Below are 21587 nucleotides of genomic sequence, written 5' to 3' on the forward strand. Positions count from 1 at the left end.
CCCAGCATTGTGGACACGGCCCACCGGCAGATCCCGCTCCACCGGAAGTCCGGTCCCGCTCCGCCAGGGCTCGGGTGCGGGCCCGGGCCGGTGCGGTCGCCGACCGGGATGGTCGGCGACCGCACCGCAGGTGGTGGTCCGGTGGTACGCGGTCGCGGCTACCGGACGCGCAGCGGACCCGGCTACCTGCCCAGGGTCACCTTGAGGATCCGCTCGTTGCTGTTGTTGGGAATGCTGTCCTTGTCGCCGCCGGTACTCGTGGTCAACCACAGGTTCCCGTCGAGGGTCGGCTCGACGGTCCGCAGCCGGCTGTACGTGCCGACGAAGTACTGCTGCACGTCGGTGAGGGTGTTCCCACTGATCACCGCCCGGTACATCCGGTTGCCCCGCAGGCAGCCGAGATACAGCACGTCCCGGACGATGGCCAGGCCGCTGCACGACGCCTCCGCCACCGGGTAGGTGCGTACCGGGGCGATGAAGTTCGGGTTGGCGCAGGACCCCACCGTGCCCTCGCAGGCCGGCCACCCGTAGTTGCCGCCCCGGACGATGATGTTGGTCTCGTCCATGACGTTGTTGCCGAACTCCTGCTCGAAGAGCCGGCCCCGGGAGTCGAACGCCAGCCCCTGCGGGTTGCGGTGCCCGTAGCTCCACACCGCGTTGCCGAACGGGTTGTCCGACGGCACGGTGCCGTCGGGGCGTACCCGCAGCACCTTGCCGCCCAGGTCGTTGACGTCCTGGGCGCGGTCCGGGCTCTGCCCGTCGCCGGTGGCGGCGTAGAGCATCCCGTCGGGGCCGAAGCGCAGCCGCCCGCCGTTGTGGTACTTGTTGCGCGGGATGCCGGTGACCAGCACCTGCACCGTGCCGGTCTGCAACGTGCCGTCGTAGCGGATGCGGACGATCCGGTTGTCGGTCGTGGTGGTGTGGTAGATGTACAGCCAGCGGTCGGTGGTGAAACTCGACGACACGGCCAGGCCGAGCACCCCGCCCTCGCCGTTGGTGCCGGCCACGTTGGGCACCGTGCCGATGCTGCGCTTGTTGCTGCCGTCCGGGTTCATCGCGACGACGTCGAACAGGTCGCGCCGGCCGTAGAGCACCGTGCCGTCGGGCAGTTGCACCAGCCCCCACGGCAGGTCCCGCTCGGTGGTGACCACCGTCGTGCCGCAGACCGCGCTGGTGCAGGCCGACCCGGTGCGCACGGTCACCGCGCTGCTCGCCGTGGAGGTGTTGCCCTGCGCGTCCCGGGCGACGACCGTGTACTGGTAATCGGTTGCGGCGGCCAGCCCGGTGTCGGTGAACGAGGTCGCCGGCGGGTTGGCGGCCGTGCCCGTGACCGAGCCGACCGTCACCCCGCCGCGCAGGATGTCGTACCGGGTGACCGCCACGTTGTCGGTGGACGCCGTCCAGGTCAGGGTCACGTCGGTGCCGTTGGCGGTGCCGGCGAGGTTGGTCGGGGTGGTGGGCCGCTGGGTGTCCGACTGGCAGAACGGCGGTGTCACGGAGAGCGTGGCACTGGCCTGCGACACGTTGCCGGCGGCGTCCCGGGCGTTGACGTACCACCCCCAGGTGACGCCCTGGGCGACGGTGAGGGTGGCGGTGAGCGTGTTGCCGGCTACCGAGGTGACCAGCTGGCCGTCGTGGTAGATGTCGTAGTACGCGACGCCGACGTCGTCCCGGGACGCGGACCAGGTGAGCGTGACGGACTGACAGGTCAGCCTGCTGCTGCGCAGGTAGCCCGGCGCGGTGGGCGGCCGGGTGTCGGCGGCGGCCCGGGCGAGGGTCGTCCCGGTCGGCGCGGTCGTCCCGGTCGGCGGGCCGGCGGAGACGGGTGCGCCGGCCAGGATGGTGCAGGCGCTGGTCAACAGGGCCAGGGTGGCATGACGAGGACTGATTCGCACGCGATACGTCCCTTTCTCAGAGCCTGGTCGTGGTCAGTACGGGTAGCCCGGCACGTTGAGCCGCACGCTGTACAGGCCGGAGTCGTTGGTACGGCCCGAGGTGACGAAGAGGGTGCGCCGGTCGGACCCGCCGAACGCCACGTTGGTGGTGCCGCTGGGGCCGGACCGGATCGTGCCGAGCTGGCTGCCCGTGGGCGAGTAGACGTGCACCAGCCCGTCGCCGCCGGACGTCCAGTAGACGTTGCCGGCGCAGTCGATCGTGCCGCCGTCCGGACCCCCGACGTAGTTGACGAACACGCTGCGGGGGCCGGTGCTCCCGTCGGGCTGGACGGCGTACTTGTAGATCTTGTTCTCGCCGTAGGCGCCGACGTAGAGGGTGCCGCCGTCCGGGGAGAGCGCGATGCCGTTGGGCTGGCGCAGCGCGTCGTCGACCAGCGACACCTGGCCGTTCGAGACACGGAAGACGCTGGTCCGCCCGCCCATCTGGTCGGGGCGGTTGCCGCGCTGGAAGTTGGGGTCGGTGAAGTAGACGACGCCGTCGGAGCGGACCGCCACGTCGTTCGGCGAGTTGAACGCCCGGCCCTGGTAGTTGCCGGCGACGACCCCCCGGGCCAGGTTGTCGAGCCGGTAGGTCGAGACGCTGCGCTGGTCGTGCGTGGCGGCCACGAGCTGCTGCCCGTCGGGGGTGAGCGCGAGCCCGTTGCTGCCGGCGTTGCCGAGGAAGGTGTCGAAGGTGGCCGGCGGGGTGAACCGCCTGATCGTGGACGGCTGGACCCACTCCGACCCGGTCGCCGCGGCCATGTCGGAGAAGAGCAGGTAGCCCCGGTCGGCGATCCAGACGGGGCCCTCCAGGAAGGCGAAGCCGCCACGGATCTTCGTGGCCGTGACCGAGGTCGACGGCAGCGGCGGGCCGTATCCGGTGCCGGTCGGGCAGACACCGGGCGGTGCGCCGGGTGGGCCGGCGAGGGCGGCGGGCTGACCGGCCGACGGTGCGGGCGCGGTGTCGGGGCCCGCCGGGACGGCGGCGGGCAGGGCGAGCAGGAGGCTGGCCAGCACGGTGGCGGCCGGTTGCAGGACCATCGGGAACTCCGATCGGCGAACGGAGCGGCCGTCGTTGGCGGTCGCGGGGTGGCACCGGCATTGATACACCGGTATCGATGTGTCACGGGCAGCATAAATTAGGAACCACCCCACCGCATGGGTGGCGATCCACCGATCCCGGCAATGATCCGGATTTCTTACTAAGATGCTGGTCAATACCGATGGACCGCCGGGAACTTCCGGACACCGGCCACCGGGCCGGTCCACATGGTGATCGGATCTGGTCGATGGATCTCCCCGCGTCCGTCCGGTCGCTCCGGCGCGGCCCGTCGCCGCAACGGCGGAGACGTTCCGCCGCCGACCATCGTGGACCGGTCGACTGTGGACGCCGATCGGGTCGCGCAAACGCACCGACAGTCCTGATTCGCACTCTCCTGCCGCGTTACCGACAGAGGCGGAATCGACGATGGGAGCGCGCTCATCTACCCTCAGGGCAGATCCGGCCCACGTCGTGGGCCGGCACCGGTTCGGCAGCCATGGGTGTCGTGGTCTCCCCGCCAGTATTCACCGACCATGGCCCTGTTCGGAGGGATCGAAGCGTTGACGAGCGACAAGGTGGCGCCGCCGGGCGTCGACACCACCCGGCCCAGCATCGCCCGGGTGTACGACTACTACCTCGGCGGCAAGGACAACTTCGCGGTCGACCGGGAGGCCGCCCAGATGGCGATGCAGGTCACCCCGGACGGTCCGGAGGCCGGGCGGGCCTGCCGGGCCTTCCTGCGCCGGTCGGTCCGCTACCTGGCCGCCGAAGCCGGCATCCGCCAGTTCCTCGACCTCGGCTCCGGCCTGCCCACCCGGGGCAACGTGCACGAGATCGCCCACCAGGTCGACCCGGACGCCCGGGTGGTCTACGTGGACAACGACCCGATGGCCCTCGCCCACGGCCGGGCCCTGCTCGCCGACGCCCGGACCACCACCGTGGTCGGTGCCGACGTCCGGCAGCCGGACGAGCTGCTGGCGGAGATGCGCGACCGCAAGCTGATCGACTTCGACCAGCCGGTCGGGCTGCTGCTCCTGGCGATCCTGCACCACCTGCACGACGACGACGATCCCGCCGGGGTGGCCCGCCGGCTGATCGACGCCCTGCCCACCGGCAGCTACCTGGCCATCTCGCACTTCTACGACCCGGGCGAGACCCAGCCCGAGGTCTCCGCGAAGGCGCGGGCGGTGGAGAAGGTCTTCAACGAGACGCTGGGCACCGGCCGGTGGCGTACCCGCGACGAGATCCTCGGCTTCTTCGGCGACCTGGAGCTGATCCCGCCCGGGCTGGTCCCGCTGGCCGAGTGGCACCCGGACGGCGAGGACGACTCCCGGCAGACCGCCACCTACCACACCATCGTCGGTGGGGTGGCCCGCAAGGTCTGAACGTCGGGCACTGCCGTCGGTGACCTGCCGCCGGCCACACCCGTGGCCGGCGGCCGGCTCCCCGAGCACGCCACCGGCCACGGCCGACGTCAGTAGCAGGTGTTCATCGCCGCCCGCACCTCGGCGAGGGTGGCGTCGGCGACCGCGCGCGCCCGCTCGTTGCCCTCACCCAGGATGGCCCGCAGGTGGGCGCGGTCCTGCCCGTACTCGGCCCGACGGGCCCGGATCGGGGCCAGGTACTCGTTGACCGACTCGGTGACGACCTTCTTGAGCGCCGCCGCCCCCGCCGACCCGATGTCGGCGGCCACCTGCTCCGGGGTACGCCCCTGGCACAGGCCCGCCAGCAGCAGCAGCGACGACACCTCCGGTCGGGTGGCCGGGTCGTAGCTGATGTGCCGCTCCGAGTCGGTCTTGGCCCCCTTGACCAGGCGGGCGGTCTCGTCGGCGGTGGCGGCCAGGGTGATGGCGTTGTTCCGGCTCTTGCTCATCTTGGTGCCGTCCGTGCCGAGCAGCAGCGGAGCACTCGACAACAGCGCGTCGGGCTGGGGGAACACCGCCTTGCCGCAGCCGTACCGGTCGTTGAAACGACGGGCGATCGTCCGGGTGAGTTCGAGGTGCGGAAGCTGGTCCTGGCCGACCGGCACCAGATTCGCCTTGCAGAACAGGATGTCGGCGGCCTGGTGGACGGGATAGGTGAACATCAGGCCGCTGACGGCGGACTGCCGCGAATGCGAGATCTCGTCCTTGACGGTGGGATTGCGGTTGAGTTCCGACACCGAGACGAGGCTGAGAAACGGCAGCATCAACTGGTTGAGCGCCGGCACCGCCCCGTGCGTGAAGATCGTGCTGCGGGCCGGGTCCACCCCGATGGCCAGGTAGTCCAGGACCAGTTCCTCGACGTGCTGGAGCAGATTGTCCGCCACGTCGCGGTCGGTGAGGACCTGGTAGTCCGCGATGACCACGAACAGCTCCACCCCGAGTTCCTGGAGCCGGACCCGGTTGTGCAGCGTGCCGAAGAAGTGACCGAGGTGCAGGCGGCCGGTGGGACGGTCACCGGTGAGCACCCGGAACTGCCCCGGGTCCTTACGGATCAGCTCCTCCAGCGCGGCGCTGCGGGCCTGCGCGGCGGATGTCCCGAGCACGTCGGTCGGCCGGGCTGAGGCAGCGGCACCGGCATCTTCGGTCTGGGGTACGGCGGAATTCACACCATCTCCTGAAGGGTCGGTCTCGACGCCATGATGACACGGACCCCACTTCGGACACCGGCGACGCGATTCCGACCGCGCACCGAATCGGCGGGGACCGGATGACCGTCCGAGGCGTTGACCTGCCACCACTGGACCGGCCCGACGCGGTGGGCGTACCTGAAGGACACCTCGCTGTGCCGGCGGGCGCACGCCGGACGTGGCCGGTCGGCGCGGGCCTGCGGTGCCCCGCGCGGCCCGGTCCGACCCGGGCCGGGCGCGCGGTGCGGAGGTTTCCGGTGGTACGCCGGGCGGGCATGTACTCCCCCACCCTCGGGAGGGAGTGACTCGATGCTGGTGACCGGTTATCTCGGTGCGGTGCTCATCGGTGCCCTCGTCGGCCTGCTCGGTCGGCTGGTGCTGCCCGGCCGGCAACGGATCGGTGTCTTCGCCACCTTCGTCATCGGTGTCGGTGCGACCGTGCTCGGCACCGTGGTCGCCCGGGCGTTGGGCATCGCCGACGACGCTCCGGTGCAGGTCTGGGTGCTGCGCTGGGACTGGATCGTGCTCGCGCTCCAGGTCGGCTTCGGGGTGGTCGGTGTCGCCGTGGCGAACATGCTCACCTACACGCGGCTCGCCGGTGGCGACGACGACCGCCGGCGACCGACCCGGACCAGGACCCGCACCCGGAGCTGACCGGGTGCGGGTCGGGCGGGGCCACGGCCGGGCGGTACGGAACCGGTGCGTCAGCGGCGGGCCAGCCAGACCGTCCGCCCGGTACGGACGCTGAGGTCGGCACGGGTCGCCAGACCTGCCACGGTCTGCTCCAGCGCGGCGAGGTCCAGGGCGGGGAGCCGCCCTTCCAGCCCGTGGCGCATCCGGCTCAGCGTGGCCTGCGCGTAGCGGGTGGTGGCGGCCGGTACCGGTGGACGCAGGTCGATGTCGAAGTGCCGCTCGGTGACCGAGGTGAATCCGGCCTGCCTCATCCGCTCGCCCCAGTTCTCGTGCATGTGCAGGCCCGCCTCCTGCCGCCGCTTCGCCGCCTCGGCGTGCCAGCGCCGCTCCACCTCCTCGTCCGGGGTGCCGGTGAGGAAGTGCGGGAACGATTCCAGTTCGGCGATCACCAGTAGACCGCCCGGCCGCAACATGCCGTACGCGGACGCGAGCGCGGTCGCCGGATCCTTCATGTGGTGCATCGACGCGGCGGCCCAGATCACCTCGACCGGCCCGAGGTCGGGCCAGGGCTGGTCGAGATCGGCTTCGACGGTGCGGATCCGGTCGCCCAGCCCGGCCGCGTCGGCCCGGTCACGCAGGTGGGACAGCATCTCCGGGGAGAGGTCGACCGCGGTGACGGTGGAGCCGGGCAGCTCCCGCGCGAGGGCGAGGGAGCCGGTGCCGGTGCCGGCACCGAGGTCGACGACGTGGGGTTGCGCGGTGGCCTCGCGGCCGACCCAGCCGATCACGTCGCGGAAATACTCGTGGAGCACCTCCGCGTCCAGGTCGAGCAGCTCGATGAGATGGTCGTGTGCCATGGGGAAACGGTAGCCCGACCATGCCTCGCTGGCATAGCATCTTGCCTATGAGGCAAGACAAGGATCTGGAGACCCTGGTCCGGCAGCGCATCCGCAGCCTGCGGGTGGCCCGAGGCTGGTCGCTGGACGAGCTGGCCCACCGCTGCCTGATCAGCCCGTCCACGCTCAGCCGGATCGAGACCGGACACCGGCGGGTCGCCCTGGACCAGATCGCCACGATCGCCCGGGTGCTGGGCATCACCCTCGACCGGCTGGTCGAGTCCGACGCCGACGACGACGTCGTGATCCGTCCACACTGCGACGAGGACCGGGGCGTCACCACCTGGCTGCTCTCCCGGGACAGCAACCAGACCGTCGCCAAGCTGCGGATCACCCGGGACGTCCCGACCGACCTGCGGGTGCACCCGGGCCGGGACTGGTTCACCGTGCTCTCCGGCACCATCGAGCTGCGCCTCGGAGACCGGACGATCCTCGTCGGCACGAACGAGGCCGCCGAGTTCTCCACCCTGGTCCCGCACGCGTTCGGCGCGCACGACGGCCCGGCCGAGATCCTCTGCATCCTCGACCACGAGGGCGAGCGCAGCCACCTCGGCCCACACCCGCCGCATCCGGGCCGCCCGGCGGCTAGGCGGTGATCACCGGCCAGGCGTAGGCCAGCAGCGCGCACGCCGCCCCGAGCAGGGCCAGCGAGAACCCCCGGGTGGGGATCGGCAGGGCGGCGAGCACGAGCAGGATGACCGCGATGACATAGAGAAACGCCTGTGCCGACATGACTGTCCCCTCAGGAGGTTGACGAACGGGCGGGATGCTCTCTACCCCGGACAGCCCGGTCGGGAAACCCACCCCCGGGCAACCGTCCCGGGTCGACCTGTCCCGCCCTACACCCGTCCGGGGCGGGACGACGACGGATCGTCGTCCCGCCCGGAGGGCGCAACCGGCAGGTGTCAGCAGCCGAGCCGCTTGGTGGACAGGGCGATGTCGTCGATCCACAGGTCGAACGCGCCCGGGGTCGTGCCACCCTGGTAGAGCTGCCAGCCGATCTTCACGGTGTCGACCGTGGGCAACACGAAGGGCACGTCGTTGCCGCCGTGTGCGGTGGTGGAGGCGGTCAGGTCCGGGTTCGCCACGCCGTCGATCCACACGGCGACCCGGTTGTCCGCCGGGTCGAGCTGCCACTCGAAGCACTGCCAGGTGTCCTCGACGACCGGGGCGGACTCCCGCCAGTTGGTCCAGTCGCCGGTCGGGCCACCGTCGGCGCCCACCCCCCAGAAGGTGCCGGGGACGGTCGGCGCGTACTGGCCGCCGACCGGGCGGACGACCTCCGTGCTGCCGGTGCCGGTCGCCTCGACCAGCGTGAAGTGCGCCCAGTCCGGGGCGGTGGGGAAGGCGTCGACCCGCAGCCGCATCCGCCCGTAGAAGCGGTTGCCGGGCGCGGCGAAGTCGTCGACCCGCAGGAAGGCGCGTCCGTTGTCGACCGTGTGCAGGTGCAGCACCTGGTTGCCGCGCCGGGCGCGCTCGACGGTGAGCGTGCCGTGGCGGGTGTCGACGCCCCAGTTCACCGTGCGGGGACCCCCGAGGGGCAGCCGGTCGAAGTCCTCACAGAACAGCAGGCCACGGGGGCACGACCGCTCGGCGGCCGTCGACGGGCCGGCCGGGACACTGCCGGCTGCGGTGCCGAGGATCAGGGCGGCGGTGAACACCGCGAGGAGACTGCGCATGGTCTTTCCTCCATGACGGCCGACCCCCACCACGCGGGCAGGGCTCAGCGGGAAATCCCGGCCGGCCCGAGCACCACCGGCCTCGTCCCGGGCGCGTCGGACGCCCATGGCGGTCAGAGGTGGGGCGGTCTCGGCGGGTACGGGAAGGCGAGGCGGGGACACCGACGACGGGACACCTGCCCGTCGCCGTTGGTGCTGGCCCGGCGATGCGGCACCCGCGGCTGCCGAACTGGCGCGGTGCCGGCACTGCGCTGCTCCCGTGCTCACCGTTGCCAGCGCGGTTGCCCCCGTGCTGCGGCGATCTGAGCCATTCCAGCACGACCGGATCCGATCAGGCAACATCGACAGACATCAGCACGCCTGGTGGGCCCGGGCGAGCCGGTCGCTCCCGGCCCGCGGAGCCCGGTCGGCACCGCCCCCCACCCGACCGGGTCGCGGCGCACGGCTCCCCAGCTAGCCGACCGCGCCCCGGTCGACCAGGCTGAACGTGGTGCCCACCGGGGCGTCGCCGAGGACCTCCACATAGATCTTCTTCTGGGACGGGCTCCACTGCACCACGCCGTACTGCTCGCTGACGATGGCGTAGGCGAGTCGCCCCTTGTCGTCCTTGCCCTCCCGGGAGATCCCGAAGAGCGTCGCCGCGGTCGGCTCGCAGTCGGTGCCCACCAGGGAGGCGTACCCCTGCGCGTCGAGCTTGACGCCGAGGCAGGGCCGGTGGGCGATCTGCGGGTTCAGCGACCTGATCATGAAGTCGACGCCGACCGGGGTCGAGCACGAAACGGGCGTCCGGCGTGGTCCCGTCGCCGACCCCCACCACACCGTCGAACGGCAGCGAGAGGTCACGGTCGATCTCCACCACGTGCAGCAGGATCTGCCGCTGCCCGGCCAGGATGGCCCGGGTACGGTCCGGGGCGGACGGCGACGCGGCGGACGGCGACGCGGGTGGCGTACCCGATCCGGATGCGGTGGTCGTCGGGCCACCCGTCGTCGGCCCACCGGCTGCCGCGCCGGTCGGATCCGGGGTCGACCGGTCGCCGACCAGTCGCGGGCCGAACACCGCGACCGACACCAGCACCGCGACCACCGCGACGGCCGCTCCCACCCCGACCAACAGGCGACGCCGGGACGAGACCCGTCGACCCGCCACGTCCACCCCCGCCGCCGACGGTTCGCCCGAGCCACCCGACGCCGACGCCGGATCACCCGGGCCGTCGCCGGGGACGCCGGTTGCCGCGACCGGTGCCGGCGACCCGGCCGACGGCCGGTCGGCACCGGCGGAGGACGGCGCGACGGGCGGGGCCGGAACACCCGCCGGGGCCGGAACACCCGCCGAGGCCGGAACACCCGCCGAGGCCGGAACACCCGCCGAGGCCGGATCGCCCGCCGGGGCCGTGACCGTCAACAGCCCGTCGAGCAGCTCCCGCGCGGTGGGCCGCACGTCGGGGTCCTTCTCCAGCGCCCGGGAGACCAACTCCCGCAACGGCCCCCGCAGACCGGTCAGGTCCGGCGGTTGGGTGAGGATCCGCATCGCTGTCGCGGTCGCGGAATCACCCCCGAACGGATTCCGGCCCGTCGCGGCGTAGGCGACCACGGCACCCCAGGCGAAGATGTCCGCGGCCGGGCCCACCGCCCGACCGGACGCGGTGTCGAACCGCTCCGGCGCCATGTACGAGACGGTCCCGACCATCTGGTGGGTCCGGGTGTGCTGGCTGGTCGCCTCGAACGCCCGCGCGATCCCGAAGTCGATGACCTTGATCCCGCCGGGTGCCACCAGCACGTTCGCCGGCTTCAGGTCCCGGTGGATCACCCCGGCACCGTGGATCGCGGTGAGCGCGGTGGCCACCCCGACCGCGATGCCGTGCAGTTGCGCCGAGCCCAGCGGCCCACCGTCGCGGATCACCTGGGCCAGGCTGGGGCCCTCGACGTACTCCACCACGAGGTAGGGCGGGTCGTGGTCCGGGTCGGCGTCCAGCACCTCGGCGGTGCAGAACGGCGGGACCTGGCGGGCCCGGTTCACCTCACTGCGGAACCGGCCCCGGAACTCGTCGTCGTGGGACAACTCCGGACGGACGACCTTCACCGCCACCCGGCGTCCCTGCGGCGACCGGGCCAGGAAGACACTGCCCATGCCCCCCTCACCGAGGCGGTCGAGCAGCTCGTACCCCCCGAGTCGGGCCGGGTCGCCGGGACGCAACCCGTCGTTCACGTCGGCTGCCCGCAGACCACGACCAGCCCGCGAACCGTTGCGCCACTCACGCGTACCCCTCAGATCACTCGGACACCGTCGGCAGCCTATCGCCCGCCAGCCCGGGACCGCCGGTGCCGTCGGCGGGCCCACCGGCGCGGACGAACACGACGGGCCCCGCCGGGATGACCGGCGGGGCCCTCTTCGTGGTCACCCGGATCGTGGCGGACGACCAGACTGCTGCGCCGCTTCCTGTGAGGTGCCCAGGGACGGCCGGGAGGGGGTCAGTTGCAGGTGGTGCCGTTGAGCTTGAAGGGTGCCGGCACGGTGGGGGACCCGCTGGCGGTGAAGCCGAAGCTGACCGCCCCGTTGGTCGGGATGCTGGCGTTGTGGCTCTCGTTGCCCACCGTGACCGCAGCGCCGGTCTGCTGGAGGACGCCGTTCCAGTAGCCCTGGACCAGCTGGCTGCCGGGGAAGGTCCAGCCGAGCGACCACCCGTTGACGGCCGGGCCGTCGTTGTAGACGGTGACGCTGACGTTGAAGCCGGCGTTCCAGGAGTTGGTCACCACGTACGACACCCGGCAGGTGCTCGCGAGGGCGGTGGCCGGCCGGATGTCGCCGTAGTCGTCCCGGGCGGTGGCGAAGTCCTGGAAGCCGAAGCCGGGACCGGCCGACCGGGTGGTGGTGCCGGCCGCGAGGACGGTGCCGTTGGCGTTGACCGAGTAGACCGGCCCACCGCTGTCGCCGCCCCGGGCCGACTCGTCGCCGTCGAGCTGGGTGGCCTCGACCAGGTCCTCGATGTCGTCGTAGTGGAAGTCGACCCGCAGGTTGCAGACCGGGCCGCCGATCTCACCGGCCGAGGTGTAACCCGACTGGCAGAGCAGCTGACCGGGGAAGACCTGGGTCCAGCCGGTCACCTGGGCGCGTACCTCGTCGTTCTGCCCACCGACATAGATGTGGCTGCCCGGCGACGAGGTCGACACCAGCATGGTGTCGTGGTCGTCGTTGCTGGCGACCGAGTAGCCGATCAACGTGCCGGTGTTGGTGTTGGTGTTCCAACCGACGTGCCAGGGCTGACCGATGGGGCCGCAGTGTTCCGCGGTGAGCAGGTAGCCCACGTTGGTCGTGTAGTTGCGGACACCGAAGCCGGCGGTGCAGGCGTACGTGGTCAGGCCGATGCCGATTCCGCCGTCGTACGGCGCGGAGTCGTTGTAACGGGACCGCTCGACCATCCGCTCCCGGACGACCGTCCGGGTGCTGACCCCGGTCGCCGGCAGCTTCGGCTGCTTCGCGCCGGCCTTCGGGTCGACGGCGACCTCGATGCCGGAACCGTCGGTACGGAGCCGGACGGCGTGCGCGGCGTCCTTCGGGTCGGCGTCCACCACGGGGGTGAGCTTCGCCGCCGCCTTCTTCAACTCGGTACGGGAGTACGTGGCCGCGACCACCTCGACCGGGGCGGTGCGGCGAGCGGTCGTCACCGCCGTCGCGACGTCCTTGGGCAGGGTGCCCTTCCACCAGAGCGTGACATGGTCGTCCACCAGCCCGATGCCGGCGTAGCCGCGCGGGGTGCCGGCGTCGACGGCGGTGCGGATGACGTTGGCGGCGTCGACGAGCGGGGTCTGGGCGATCATCCGGTCCCGGGTCTGCGCCGGGATCAGGTCGAGCAGGGAGCGGCCGTTCTCGGACGTCGGCGTCGTCGCCGACGTGCCGAACGGCTGGCTGGGCGCGGCCTGCGAGGCCGCCGTCAGTGGGCCGACCAGCACCGTGGTGCCGAGCAGCACACCGGCGACCACCGAGCGGGGGGTCGCTTTCCAGGTTTGCGTCATGACCAAGAGTCAAGTGACTCCGCCGCCCCGGGAACATGCAGAAGCATCGGCAAGAATCGGCCACGACGGTGGCGCCGCCCACACCCTGGTCGACCACGACGCCCGGTCGCCGCAGGCCGGCCCACGCCGACCGGGTCCGGAGCTGGTGGCTGCGGCCCCGGTCGGCGTGGGTGGTGTGCCCGCCGTCAGGCGGTGGTGCGGGGGATCAGGCGGTGGCGCAGGAGATGTTGCCGGGCGCGGTGCTGCTGCTGCCGTTGGCCAGGAAACCGAGGGTGGTCGAGGCGTTCGGGCCGAGGGCGCCGTTGTAGGAGGCGTTGCGGATGCTCACCGCGCCGCTGTTGCCGGTGTTGGTGCCGTTCCAGACGTTGACGATGGTCTGTCCGCTGGCCATCGTCAGCTGCACCGTCCAGCCGCTGATGGCGGCGGAGCCGTTGGTCACGATGATCTCGGCCTGGAAGCCACCGTTCCAACTGCTGACCGTGCGGTACGTCGCGGCGCAGCCACCCGGCTGCCCGGTGGGCGGCGGCGTGGTCGGCGGAGCGCTGGTCGGCGGGGTGGTCGGTGGCGTGGTGGGCGGGGTGGTCGGCGGAGCGCTGGTCGGCGGGGTGGTGGGCGGCGGGGTGGTCGTCCCCGGCACCGTGGTGGAGGCCGCGTTGAGGGCGTTGAGGACGGAGGTGTACGCCGGCTTGGGGTTGCTGTTGCGGTCGAACAGCAGCGGGTTCTCGTTGCCCCGCCAGGAGTCGCTGTCCCGGATGCCCCAGGTGGTGATGCCGACGCAGCGCGGGACGTTCATGCAGGCCTGGGTCATGCCCTGGTACTGGCTGGTCGAGGCGTTGGTGACGTCGACCTCGGTCAGCGCCACGTCCACCCCGAGGGCGGCGAAGCTGGACAGCGTCTGCTGGAAGTTGCCCGGCAGCGAGCTGCCCCCGGTGAAGTGGGTCTGCAGACCGACGCAGTCGATCGGCACGCCGCGCGCCTTGAAGTCCTTGATCATGTTGTAGACGCCCTGCGTCTTGGCGTACGTCCAGTTCTCGATGTTGTAGTCGTTGTAGCAGAGCTTCACCGACGGGTCGGCGGCCCGCGCGGTGCGGAACGCCACCTCGATCCAGTCGTTGCCGGTGGACTGGAGGTTCGACGACCGCCGGCTGCCGTTCTCGGCGTACGCCTCGTTCACCACGTCCCAGGCGTAGAGCTTGCCCTTGTAGTGGGCCATCACGCCGTTGATGTGGCTGATCATCGCCTGCCGCAGCGCGCTGCCGCTCAGGCTGCCCCAGAACCTCGGCTGCTGGGCGTGCCAGGCCAGGGTGTGGCCCCGGAACCGCATGCCGCGCTGGGTGGCCCAGTTGTAGATCGCGTCACCCCTGCTGAAGTCGAACTGCCCGGGGTTGGGCTCGGTCGCGTCCGGCTTCATCTCGTTGACGGCCGTCATCATGTCGAACTCGCGGCTGGCGATGTTGAGGAAGCCGGAGTCGTTGAGCCGGTCCGCCCCCATGGCCGCACCGAAGTACCGGCCGCTGCGCTCGGCGGCGGCCTTCAGCGTGGTCCCGGGCGGCCCGCTGAGGTCGGCCTGGGCGGTGGTGGCCACGACCATCGAGGTCACGGTGATCGCCAGGGCGCAGGCCCCGCCCAGCAGCAGCCTGACGCTGCTCCTGGTAAGGCGTTTCGATGGAGCGGGTACGTCGTTCATCTGTGCGTTTCCTCTCGGTGTTCTGTCTGGTCCGTCGCCGCACCAACACGGAACCGGCCGATCGTTGTGGGGTCGACGACCGGAGCACCGCACTCGCCGCGCGGGACCAGCACGACACAGGGGACGCCGGGCCGGCACTCACCCGGCCGCGTCCTCATCGGTGACCACCGGCCGGCTGCCCGGTCCGCCCGGTGGATCGCGAACACTCCGCGTCGTACGCCCGTGCGGGGTGACGCTGCCCTGCGGTGATGTTATATCGAATGCATTCGATCTGCGACAGGTGTCGGGAGGGTCCTGGCGACCCGACACCCTGCGCCACCGCCCGACCACCCGGAGACGTCGCCCTCAGCGGGCACGGACCCGCCGGGTGGCCAGCTCGGTGCGGTTACGGACCCCGAGTTTGCGGAAGATGTTGCCGAGGTGGAACTCGATCGTCTTGACCGACAGGAAGAGCCGTTGGGCCGCCTCCCGGTTGCTGAGCCCGTTGGCGATCGCGGTGGCGACCCGGGCCTCCGCCTCGGTCAACGTCGGCCCGCCCGGGGGCGCCCCGAACACCGGCCCGACGACCGGGGAGAGGTCCACCCCCGACGGGCCCGCGACGGGTGCGCCGCCGAGCGCCCGGAGATCCCGCATCACCAGCGTCAGCATCCCGGCGGCACCCGTGCGGGCGTAACCCGCGCACGCCTGCTCCAACAACCGGGCCGCCTCGCCCCGCCGGCCGGCCCGACCGTGGTGCGTGCCGAGCAGCCAGGCCAGCCGGGCGGCCAGCAGCTGCTCGGTGGGTCGGGTCAGCAGGTCGAGCGCAGCCGTGAGCGCCGCCGTCGTCCCGACCGCGTCCGGGTCGAGGATCCAGGCCCGCCAGGCCGGCAGCACCGGCCCACCCGGCCAGGAGACGGGCGGGTCGTCGACCCCGGCGAGCAGTTCACCGGCCACCCCGGGTCGGCCGGCCAGGGCGTGATGGGTGGCCAGCTCCCAGCGGTGCTCGTACTGCAGGCCGGCGGTCGCGCCGACGTCGGTGGCCACCACGAGTTCGAGCAGCCCGGCCCAGGTCTCCCGGTCACCCCGGGCGAACGCCAGCGCGGCCGTGCACTCGGGCAGGTGGTGGGCGACCCACGCCGACCCGACCCGCGCGGCCAGCTCGCGGGCCTGGTCCAGGTGGACGGCGGCATCGTCCAGGTCACCACGCAGCGCGTCGCACTTGGCCAGCCAGGAGGTCACCTCGGCCTGCACGTCGAGGCTGCCGCACTGCCCGGCCAACCGGGCCGCCTCCCGCAGCTCGGCCTGGCCCCGGACGAGGTTGCCGGCCCAGGCGTCGCCCACCCCGATCAGCGCGAGCATCCGGGCCCGGTCCACCGGCGTCAGGTCCAGGTCGGCCAGCAGCGGGGCGAACCGCCGCGCCTCGTGCGGACGCATCAGGGTCATCACCGCGGTCAGCGCACACTCGACCAGCACCGGGTCGTCACCGAAGGCGTGCCGGTCGAAGATCCGTACGGCGGCGTCGAGGTGCTCCGGGCCCTCGGCGAGGCCGGCCCGGGTCGCCGCCGTCCCCGCCAGGGTGCGGTAGATCAGCTCGGTCCGCGCCGAACCGCTCACCTCGTGGGCCCGCCGCACCCGGTCCAGCAACGCCAGCAACCGGTCGCGGTCGGCGGTGCGGGACAGCGCGAGGAACGCCTGGAACACCAGGCGCGCGGACTGATCCGGGTCGGCACGGTCGGCCGCCGACAGCAGGCGCTCGGCCGTGATCTCGGTGGACACCGGCCGAGCGTAGAACCCGGGACCAACCCTGGGGATTTCCCTGGTGCCCAGCTCACCCCGGTCGGCACAGACTGCTCGCACCAGCCGGTCCAGCCGGCCGGCCGGCGTTGCGAACCAGATAGAGGTAACACCATGAAGCGCAGGACCGTACAGATCGACACCATTCCCGCCGACGGGGTGGAGCTGGCCGACGAGCAGCTCGCCGGGATGCTCGGTGGGCTGCCGCGCAACGGCGCGGGCTCGTCGAAGACCATCGACGACATCCCCGGCGGGGGTCGACCGGACACCGACACCGACTTCTGATCCGTCACCGTCGGCGATCCGGCCCACCCCCCGGTGGCCGGACCGTCGGCGGGCCCCCGCCCGGAGCACCCATGATCCTCATCCTGACCGCCCCCGACGACGTGCACGCCGACGCGGCCGAGGTGGAGCTGGGCCGGCGCGGCGTCCACTGGGTCCGCTTCGACCCGGCCGACGTGCCGTCCCGCGCATCGCTGTCGGTGACCATCCGGGACGGTCGGCTGACCCGCACCCTGGTCCGGCACGCCGACCCGCTCGGAACCGGTGACCGGGTCCTCGACCTCGACACGGTGACCGCCGTCTGGTTCCGCCGCCCCGGCATCCCGGTCGCCCCGGCCCACCTGGGCGAACCCCACGCCGGTTTCGTGGTCGAGGAGAGCCGGCAGTTCGTCGGCGACGTCTGGGAGACCCTCGACGTGCCGGCGCTGCCCGCCGCCCGGCCGGTGGTGCTGCGGGCCCAGCAGAAGGTCCGCCAGCTCCAGCTCGCCCTGCGCCTCGGTTTCGACGTGCCGGCCACCGCCGTCGGCAACGACCCCGGGGCCGTGCTCGACCTGTTCGACCACACCGGCGGTCGGATGATCACCAAGCAGGTCGGGCTGACCAGCCTCCGCGACGAACTGATGCGCTTCACCGAACCGGTCACCCACCGCGACGTCGGCCACGTCGACGGGGTACGCCACTGCCCCCTCATCACGCAGGAACGGGTGCCCAAGCGGGTCGAGCTGCGGGTCACCGTCGTCGGCGACCGGGTGTTCACCGCCGCCATCGACTCCCAGCGGTCCAACCACGCCCGACACGACTGGCGTCGCCAGGACGACCGGAACACCCCCCTGAGCCGCTACGACCTGCCCGCCGACGTCGCCGCCCGGTGCGTGGCGCTGACCCGCGCGCTCGGCCTGCGCTACAGCGCCCTCGACCTGATCGTCACCCCTGACGGCCGGTACGTCTACCTCGAGATCAACCCCAGCGGCCAGTACCTGTGGGTGGAGGAGGAGACCAGGCTGCCCATCACCGCCGCCGTGGTCGACCTGCTCACCACGCCCGCCCCCACCCCCGGAGCCACCACATGACCACCCTGGACCCGGCCCTGCTCGACGCGGCCCTCACCCTGGTGCGGGAGCTGACCGTCGACCGGGCCGGCCTGCCCGAGGCCCGCCGACGCCTCACCCCGCTGCGGGAGCGCTGGCCCGGGGCCGATCCGGCGATCGTGCGGGACGAGGAGGTCGCCGACGGCTCCGTCTCCTTCGACGTGCTGCTGCGCGAACCCGCCGGCACGGTCTCCGTGGCGTACAGCCCGACGCCGGCCCTGCCGTGGCCGCTTCGTGGGACGGTCCGGCACTCCGACCACCAGCTCGCCCGGGTCGGCACCCGGACGCTGCGGGTGGGCGAGGCGCTCACCGCCCTCGACTTCCTCTGGTACGACCACGACGTGCTCGCCCGGCTGGTCGACACCGGCCTGGTCGCCGAGGAGCTGGAGCAGCACCCGGTCGAGGTCGACGACGGCGAACTACAGGCGGCGGCCGACGCGTACCGCCGGGCCAAGGGGCTGCTCGATGCCGAGTCGACCGCCCGGTGGCTGGCCGAGCGGGGGCTCTCCGCCGAGGACTTCGCCGACCTGGTCGCGCACACCGTGGCGGTCGCCCGGCTGCGGGCCCGGGTGGTGGGTGACCGGCTGCCGGAGTGGTTCGCCGCGCACCGGTCCACGTTCGACCGGCTCCTGATCGCCTGGACCGCCGAGGGGACGCCCCCCACCGACCGCGCGACGGCGCTCGCGACGGTGGCCGCCGCCGTCCGCGCCGGCCGGGCCGCCGGCGTCCTGCGGCCGGTGGCGGTCGCGGCCCCGGCGGAGCTGCGCGACGCCACCGGGCCGGTGCCGACCACGATCGCGGGGACCGCGGTGACGGCGGTGGTGGTCGACCGCGAGCCGGCCGTCCTCGACGACGACACCCGGGCGCTGGTCGAGCGGGCCATGTTCGACGAGTGGCTGGCGCAGCGCCGGGCCGACACCGACGTCGAGTGGTTCTGGTTGCCCCGGGACCGGACGACCCGGGTCCGGTGACCGGGCCGCGCCGGGTGCCGGTGGTGCTCCAGGTCGCCGCCACCGACTGTGGGCCCAGTGCGCTCGCCATGCTGCTCGCCGCCTGCGGTCGGGCGGTCCCGGCGTCGTACCTGCGGGCCCGGCTCGACGTCGGCCGGGACGGCCTGAGCCTGCGTGACCTGCGCGACGCGGCGCAGGAGCACGGGCTGCGCTGCCGGGCGATCGCCCTGCCCGCACTGCGCCGGGACGCCACCCGGCTGCGGGAACTGGCGATGCCCCTGCTGGCGCACTGGAACGGCGACCACTACCTGGTGGTGGAGCGGGTGGGCCGGCGCGGCATCGACGTCGTCGACCCGGCCGTGGGTCGGCGGCGGCTGTCACCCGCCCAGTTCTCCGCCGGGACCACCGGAGTGGTGCTGCTGGCCGCACCCGACGGGCCCGCCCCGCCGGTCCCACCGGCCCCGTCACCGGTACGCGACCTGCTGGTGCCGGTGCTGCGTCGGCACACCGGCCTGCTCGCGCTGCTGGCGGCGACCTCGGTGCTGCTCACCGCGACCGGCCTGGCCGTACCGTGGGCGACCGCCGCGCTCATCGACGCCGTCGTGCCCCCGGCGGCGTCCTGGCTCGTCGCCGTCGCCGCGCTGGCCGTGCTCACCGGGGCGTTCTCCCTGGCCCGGGGGCTGACCGTGACCGGCCTGCAACGGCGTATCGGCAGCCGGCTCGGCACCGAGACGGTGCACCGGCTGTTCGCGGTGGTCTACCGGTACTTCCACCGCCGGTCCACCGGTGACCTGGTCGACCGGGTCCGGGCGGTGGCCGGTGTCCGGGACCTGTTGGCGTCGGCGCTGGTGGCGACCGCGCTCGACGGGTTGCTGGTGGTCGGCTACCTGACCGTGGTGACGGTGCTGGCACCGGTGCTGGGGCTGGTGGCCGCCGCCGTGATCGCCGTCCAGGCGGGTACCGCGTTGTGGGTGGGCCGCCGCTCCGGTGCCCTGCAACGGGAGGAGCTGCTCGCCTCCGGTGAGGAGGCGGCCCGGCTGGCCGACGCGGTGCAGGGCATGGCGGCGATCCGGGTCGCCGGGGCCCAGCAGCGGGTACGGCAGCGCTGGCAGGAGTCGTTCGACCGGGGCGTGTGGGCGGCGCACCGGCTGGCCCGGTTGTCGGCGGTCGCGGATGCGCTGCTCGCCGCTTGGTCGATGGCGAGCCCGGTGCTCATGCTCCTGGTGGCGGTCGGGCGGGCCGATTCGCCGGGTCGGGCGGCCGGGCTGTCCGCGCTCGCGGTCGCCGCGATCACCCCGGCGGTGGCGCTGGCCCAGCGGTTGCCGTCGTTCACCCTGCTCGCACCCACCATGGACCGGCTGGCCGACATCGCGGACGCACCGCTGGAGCAACCCGTTCCCGGCGTACCCGCACCCAGGCTGACCGGCCTGGTCACCCTCGACGGGGTGAGTTTCCGGTACGACCGGCGGTCGCCCTGGGCGTTGCGCGACGTCACCGCCGTGATCCCGCCCGGCAGCAAGGTGGCGGTGGTGGGCGGTTCGGGCAGCGGCAAGAGCACCCTGGTCGGCCTGCTGACCGGCCTGTACGCCCCGACCGGGGGGTGCATCCGCGTCGACGGCCACGATCTGGCCACGCTGGACCTGTCCTCGGTGCGCCGGCAGATCGGGGTGGTCCTGCAGGGGACCTACCTCGGCGCGGGCACCCTGCGGGAGGCGTTGACGCTGTCCCGCCCGGACGCCTCCGACGCCGCCGTCGCCCGGGCGCTGCGGCTCGCCGCGCTGCACGAGGACGTGGCGGCCCTGCCGATGGGGTTGCACACCCACCTCGGCGACGGTGGCGTCGGCCTGTCCGGCGGGCAACGTCAGCGGGTCGCGCTGGCCCGCGCGCTGCTGGCCGACCCGGCCCTGCTCATCCTGGACGAGGCGACCAGCGCGCTGGACGCGGTGACCGAGGCGGCCGTCGAGGCGAGCCTGCGCACGCTGCCCATGACCCGACTGGTCATCGCACACCGGTTGTCGACGGTCGCGGACGCCGACCTGGTGCTGGTGCTCGACCGGGGGCGGTTGGTGGAGAGCGGACCGCCCCGGGTGCTGCTGACCGCCGGTGGGCCGTTCGCCCGGCTGGCCGGGGTACCCGGTGCCGTCGGGTCGTGGCCCGATCCGGTCCGTTGAGCCGGTCACGGTGCGTGCGGGACGGCGGCGAACTCGACGAGGTCGAGGCGGCCGTGGGTGGACGCATAGCGGGTGAGTGAGGTGTTGGCGACCGGGGTGGTGGCAAGGACCGCGTCGAGGTCGGCGAACGACAACCCCTCCAGGACGTGCCGGGCGGCGACGACCACGGCGTCGTGGGCCACCACCCACACCCGGCGGCCGGCGTGCCGGCGGTGCAGGTCGGCCAGGGCGGCGCGGACGCGGGCGGCGACGTCGTCGAACGTCTCACCGCCGGGTGGCCGGTAGGCGTGGAGGCCGTCGGCGGCGAGCCGGGCCGCCTCGGCGGGGAACCGTTCGGCGATCATCAGCGGGGTCAGCAGTTCCAGCTCCCCCATGAGCCGGTCGACCAGCCGCCCGTCGAGGTCGACCGGGGCCGGGGTGACGCCGAGGGCGGCGGCGGTGTCCGCCACCCGCGCCCAGGTCTGCCGGGCCCGCCGGTACGGGGAGCAGACGACGTGGTCGGGATGCCGGTCGGCGGGTTGCGCCGCGAGCCAGCGGCCGAGCCGGGTGGCCTGTCGCCGGCCCAGTGGTGACAGCGGGACGTCGGCGTCGCGTCCGGTGAGCCCGTGGGTGGCGACGCCCCGCGCGTGGGCCTCGGCGAACGCGACGTTGGCGACGCTCTGCCCGTGCCGGACGATGGTCAACTCCGCGACGGTGTCCACCGTTCCACTGTCCGGCAGCAGCCGGCGCGGGGCGACCCCGGGCGGCGGGACGCTGCCGGGAACGACGGCGGTACCCGGCAGCGCGCCGGCCTCGACGCCCCCGACCGAACACGTTTCCGAAAGTTTCCG

Annotated in this window: 19 protein-coding genes and 1 pseudogene; 8 read left to right on the plus strand and 12 right to left on the minus strand. The window is 73.0% G+C overall.

Features of this window, described 5'->3' with window-relative positions; all coding sequences use genetic code 11:
- Window positions 1–182: 182 nt before the first annotated feature.
- Together ACQP2H_RS29910 and ACQP2H_RS29915 are read right to left on the minus strand one after the other, a co-directional pair.
- The gene (locus ACQP2H_RS29910; RefSeq protein WP_219465190.1) at window positions 183–1895 is read right to left on the minus strand and encodes a PQQ-dependent sugar dehydrogenase; all 1713 of its coding nucleotides are present in this window, start codon (window positions 1893–1895) and stop codon (window positions 183–185) included.
- Window positions 1896–1928: 33 nt separating this feature from the next.
- A complete protein-coding gene (locus ACQP2H_RS29915) occupies window positions 1929–2975 on the minus strand; it encodes an SMP-30/gluconolactonase/LRE family protein (RefSeq protein WP_357538240.1) in 1047 nt (348 codons plus the stop codon).
- A 534-nt stretch (window positions 2976–3509) separates the two neighbouring features.
- Between ACQP2H_RS29915 and ACQP2H_RS29920 the strand changes: the two genes are divergently transcribed.
- Window positions 3510–4361, plus strand: coding sequence for an SAM-dependent methyltransferase (locus ACQP2H_RS29920; protein WP_255597780.1), 852 nt, complete (start codon window positions 3510–3512; stop codon window positions 4359–4361).
- An 89-nt stretch (window positions 4362–4450) separates the two neighbouring features.
- Here ACQP2H_RS29920 and trpS read toward each other — a convergent pair whose 3' ends face one another.
- Complete coding sequence (gene trpS / locus ACQP2H_RS29925; RefSeq protein ID WP_357538292.1) at window positions 4451–5503, minus strand: tryptophan--tRNA ligase; 1053 nt, start codon at window positions 5501–5503, stop codon at window positions 4451–4453.
- A gap of 393 nt (window positions 5504–5896) precedes the next feature.
- On the opposite strand from trpS, the gene ACQP2H_RS29930 reads away from it, so the two are divergent.
- Window positions 5897–6241, plus strand: a complete 345-nt coding sequence (locus ACQP2H_RS29930; protein WP_433229783.1) for a GlsB/YeaQ/YmgE family stress response membrane protein — start codon at window positions 5897–5899, stop codon at window positions 6239–6241.
- A 50-nt stretch (window positions 6242–6291) separates the two neighbouring features.
- On the opposite strand, the gene ACQP2H_RS29935 is transcribed toward ACQP2H_RS29930, so the two are convergent.
- Entirely contained in the window at window positions 6292–7077 is a 786-nt protein-coding gene (locus ACQP2H_RS29935) for a class I SAM-dependent methyltransferase (RefSeq protein ID WP_363817253.1), read from the minus strand.
- A 47-nt stretch (window positions 7078–7124) separates the two neighbouring features.
- Between ACQP2H_RS29935 and ACQP2H_RS29940 the strand changes: the two genes are divergently transcribed.
- Window positions 7125–7712, plus strand: coding sequence for a helix-turn-helix domain-containing protein (locus ACQP2H_RS29940; protein ID WP_363817256.1), 588 nt, complete (start codon window positions 7125–7127; stop codon window positions 7710–7712).
- On the opposite strand, the gene ACQP2H_RS29945 is transcribed toward ACQP2H_RS29940, so the two are convergent.
- From ACQP2H_RS29945 to ACQP2H_RS29955, 3 genes are all read right to left on the minus strand, one after another.
- A complete protein-coding gene (locus ACQP2H_RS29945; RefSeq protein WP_219465202.1) occupies window positions 7702–7848 on the minus strand; it encodes a hypothetical protein in 147 nt (48 codons plus the stop codon). The genes ACQP2H_RS29940 and ACQP2H_RS29945 overlap by 11 nt on opposite strands.
- Before the next feature lie 173 nt (window positions 7849–8021).
- Complete coding sequence (locus ACQP2H_RS29950) at window positions 8022–8795, minus strand: hypothetical protein (RefSeq protein ID WP_357023216.1); 774 nt, start codon at window positions 8793–8795, stop codon at window positions 8022–8024.
- A gap of 453 nt (window positions 8796–9248) precedes the next feature.
- Window positions 9249–9542, minus strand: a complete 294-nt coding sequence (locus ACQP2H_RS29955) for a hypothetical protein (protein WP_433233777.1) — start codon at window positions 9540–9542, stop codon at window positions 9249–9251.
- 143 nt (window positions 9543–9685) lie between these two features.
- Between ACQP2H_RS29955 and ACQP2H_RS29960 the strand changes: the two genes are divergently transcribed.
- Entirely contained in the window at window positions 9686–10378 is a 693-nt protein-coding gene (locus tag ACQP2H_RS29960; protein WP_433233779.1) for a hypothetical protein, read from the plus strand.
- Here ACQP2H_RS29960 and ACQP2H_RS29965 read toward each other — a convergent pair.
- The 4 genes and pseudogenes from ACQP2H_RS29965 to ACQP2H_RS29980 form a co-directional block, all read right to left on the minus strand.
- A pseudogene (locus tag ACQP2H_RS29965) lies at window positions 10264–10923 on the minus strand (serine/threonine-protein kinase); the annotation flags it as partial. The gene ACQP2H_RS29960 and the pseudogene ACQP2H_RS29965 sit on opposite strands and share 115 nt — an antisense overlap.
- A gap of 341 nt (window positions 10924–11264) precedes the next feature.
- Window positions 11265–12806 (minus strand): cellulose binding domain-containing protein, encoded by a 1542-nt coding sequence (locus ACQP2H_RS29970; RefSeq protein WP_357538251.1) that lies wholly within the window; start codon window positions 12804–12806, stop codon window positions 11265–11267.
- Between the two features lie 205 nt (window positions 12807–13011).
- On the minus strand, window positions 13012–14493 hold the full coding sequence (locus ACQP2H_RS29975; protein ID WP_433229788.1) for an endo-1,4-beta-xylanase: 1482 nt from the start codon (window positions 14491–14493) through the stop codon (window positions 13012–13014).
- Window positions 14494–14838: 345 nt separating this feature from the next.
- On the minus strand, window positions 14839–16248 hold the full coding sequence (locus ACQP2H_RS29980) for a helix-turn-helix domain-containing protein (RefSeq protein ID WP_208564973.1): 1410 nt from the start codon (window positions 16246–16248) through the stop codon (window positions 14839–14841).
- 132 nt (window positions 16249–16380) lie between these two features.
- On the opposite strand from ACQP2H_RS29980, the gene ACQP2H_RS29985 reads away from it, so the two are divergent.
- The 4 genes from ACQP2H_RS29985 to ACQP2H_RS30000 all read left to right on the plus strand — a co-directional run bounded on the left by ACQP2H_RS29985 (window position 16381) and on the right by ACQP2H_RS30000 (window position 20757).
- Window positions 16381–16551, plus strand: coding sequence for a putative ATP-grasp target RiPP (locus tag ACQP2H_RS29985; protein WP_208564974.1), 171 nt, complete (start codon window positions 16381–16383; stop codon window positions 16549–16551).
- A gap of 71 nt (window positions 16552–16622) precedes the next feature.
- Window positions 16623–17618 carry an MvdC/MvdD family ATP grasp protein gene (locus tag ACQP2H_RS29990; RefSeq protein ID WP_433229793.1) on the plus strand — a complete coding sequence of 332 codons (996 nt, stop codon included), beginning with the start codon at window positions 16623–16625 and terminating at the stop codon, window positions 17616–17618.
- A complete protein-coding gene (locus tag ACQP2H_RS29995; RefSeq protein WP_433229796.1) occupies window positions 17615–18607 on the plus strand; it encodes a TIGR04500 family putative peptide maturation system protein in 993 nt (330 codons plus the stop codon). Before ACQP2H_RS29990 ends, ACQP2H_RS29995 begins: the two co-directional genes overlap by 4 nt.
- On the plus strand, window positions 18604–20757 hold the full coding sequence (locus ACQP2H_RS30000; protein WP_433229798.1) for a peptidase domain-containing ABC transporter: 2154 nt from the start codon (window positions 18604–18606) through the stop codon (window positions 20755–20757). The genes ACQP2H_RS29995 and ACQP2H_RS30000 overlap by 4 nt, the downstream gene beginning before the upstream one ends.
- 5 nt (window positions 20758–20762) lie before the next feature.
- Here ACQP2H_RS30000 and ACQP2H_RS30005 read toward each other — a convergent pair whose 3' ends face one another.
- The gene (locus ACQP2H_RS30005) at window positions 20763–21458 is read right to left on the minus strand and encodes a histidine phosphatase family protein (protein WP_433229801.1); all 696 of its coding nucleotides are present in this window, start codon (window positions 21456–21458) and stop codon (window positions 20763–20765) included.
- Window positions 21459–21587 lie beyond the last annotated feature (129 nt).

The organism is Micromonospora sp. CA-248260 (genome assembly GCF_050942205.1).
In the GTDB taxonomy this organism is placed as follows: domain Bacteria; phylum Actinomycetota; class Actinomycetes; order Mycobacteriales; family Micromonosporaceae; genus Micromonospora; species Micromonospora antibiotica.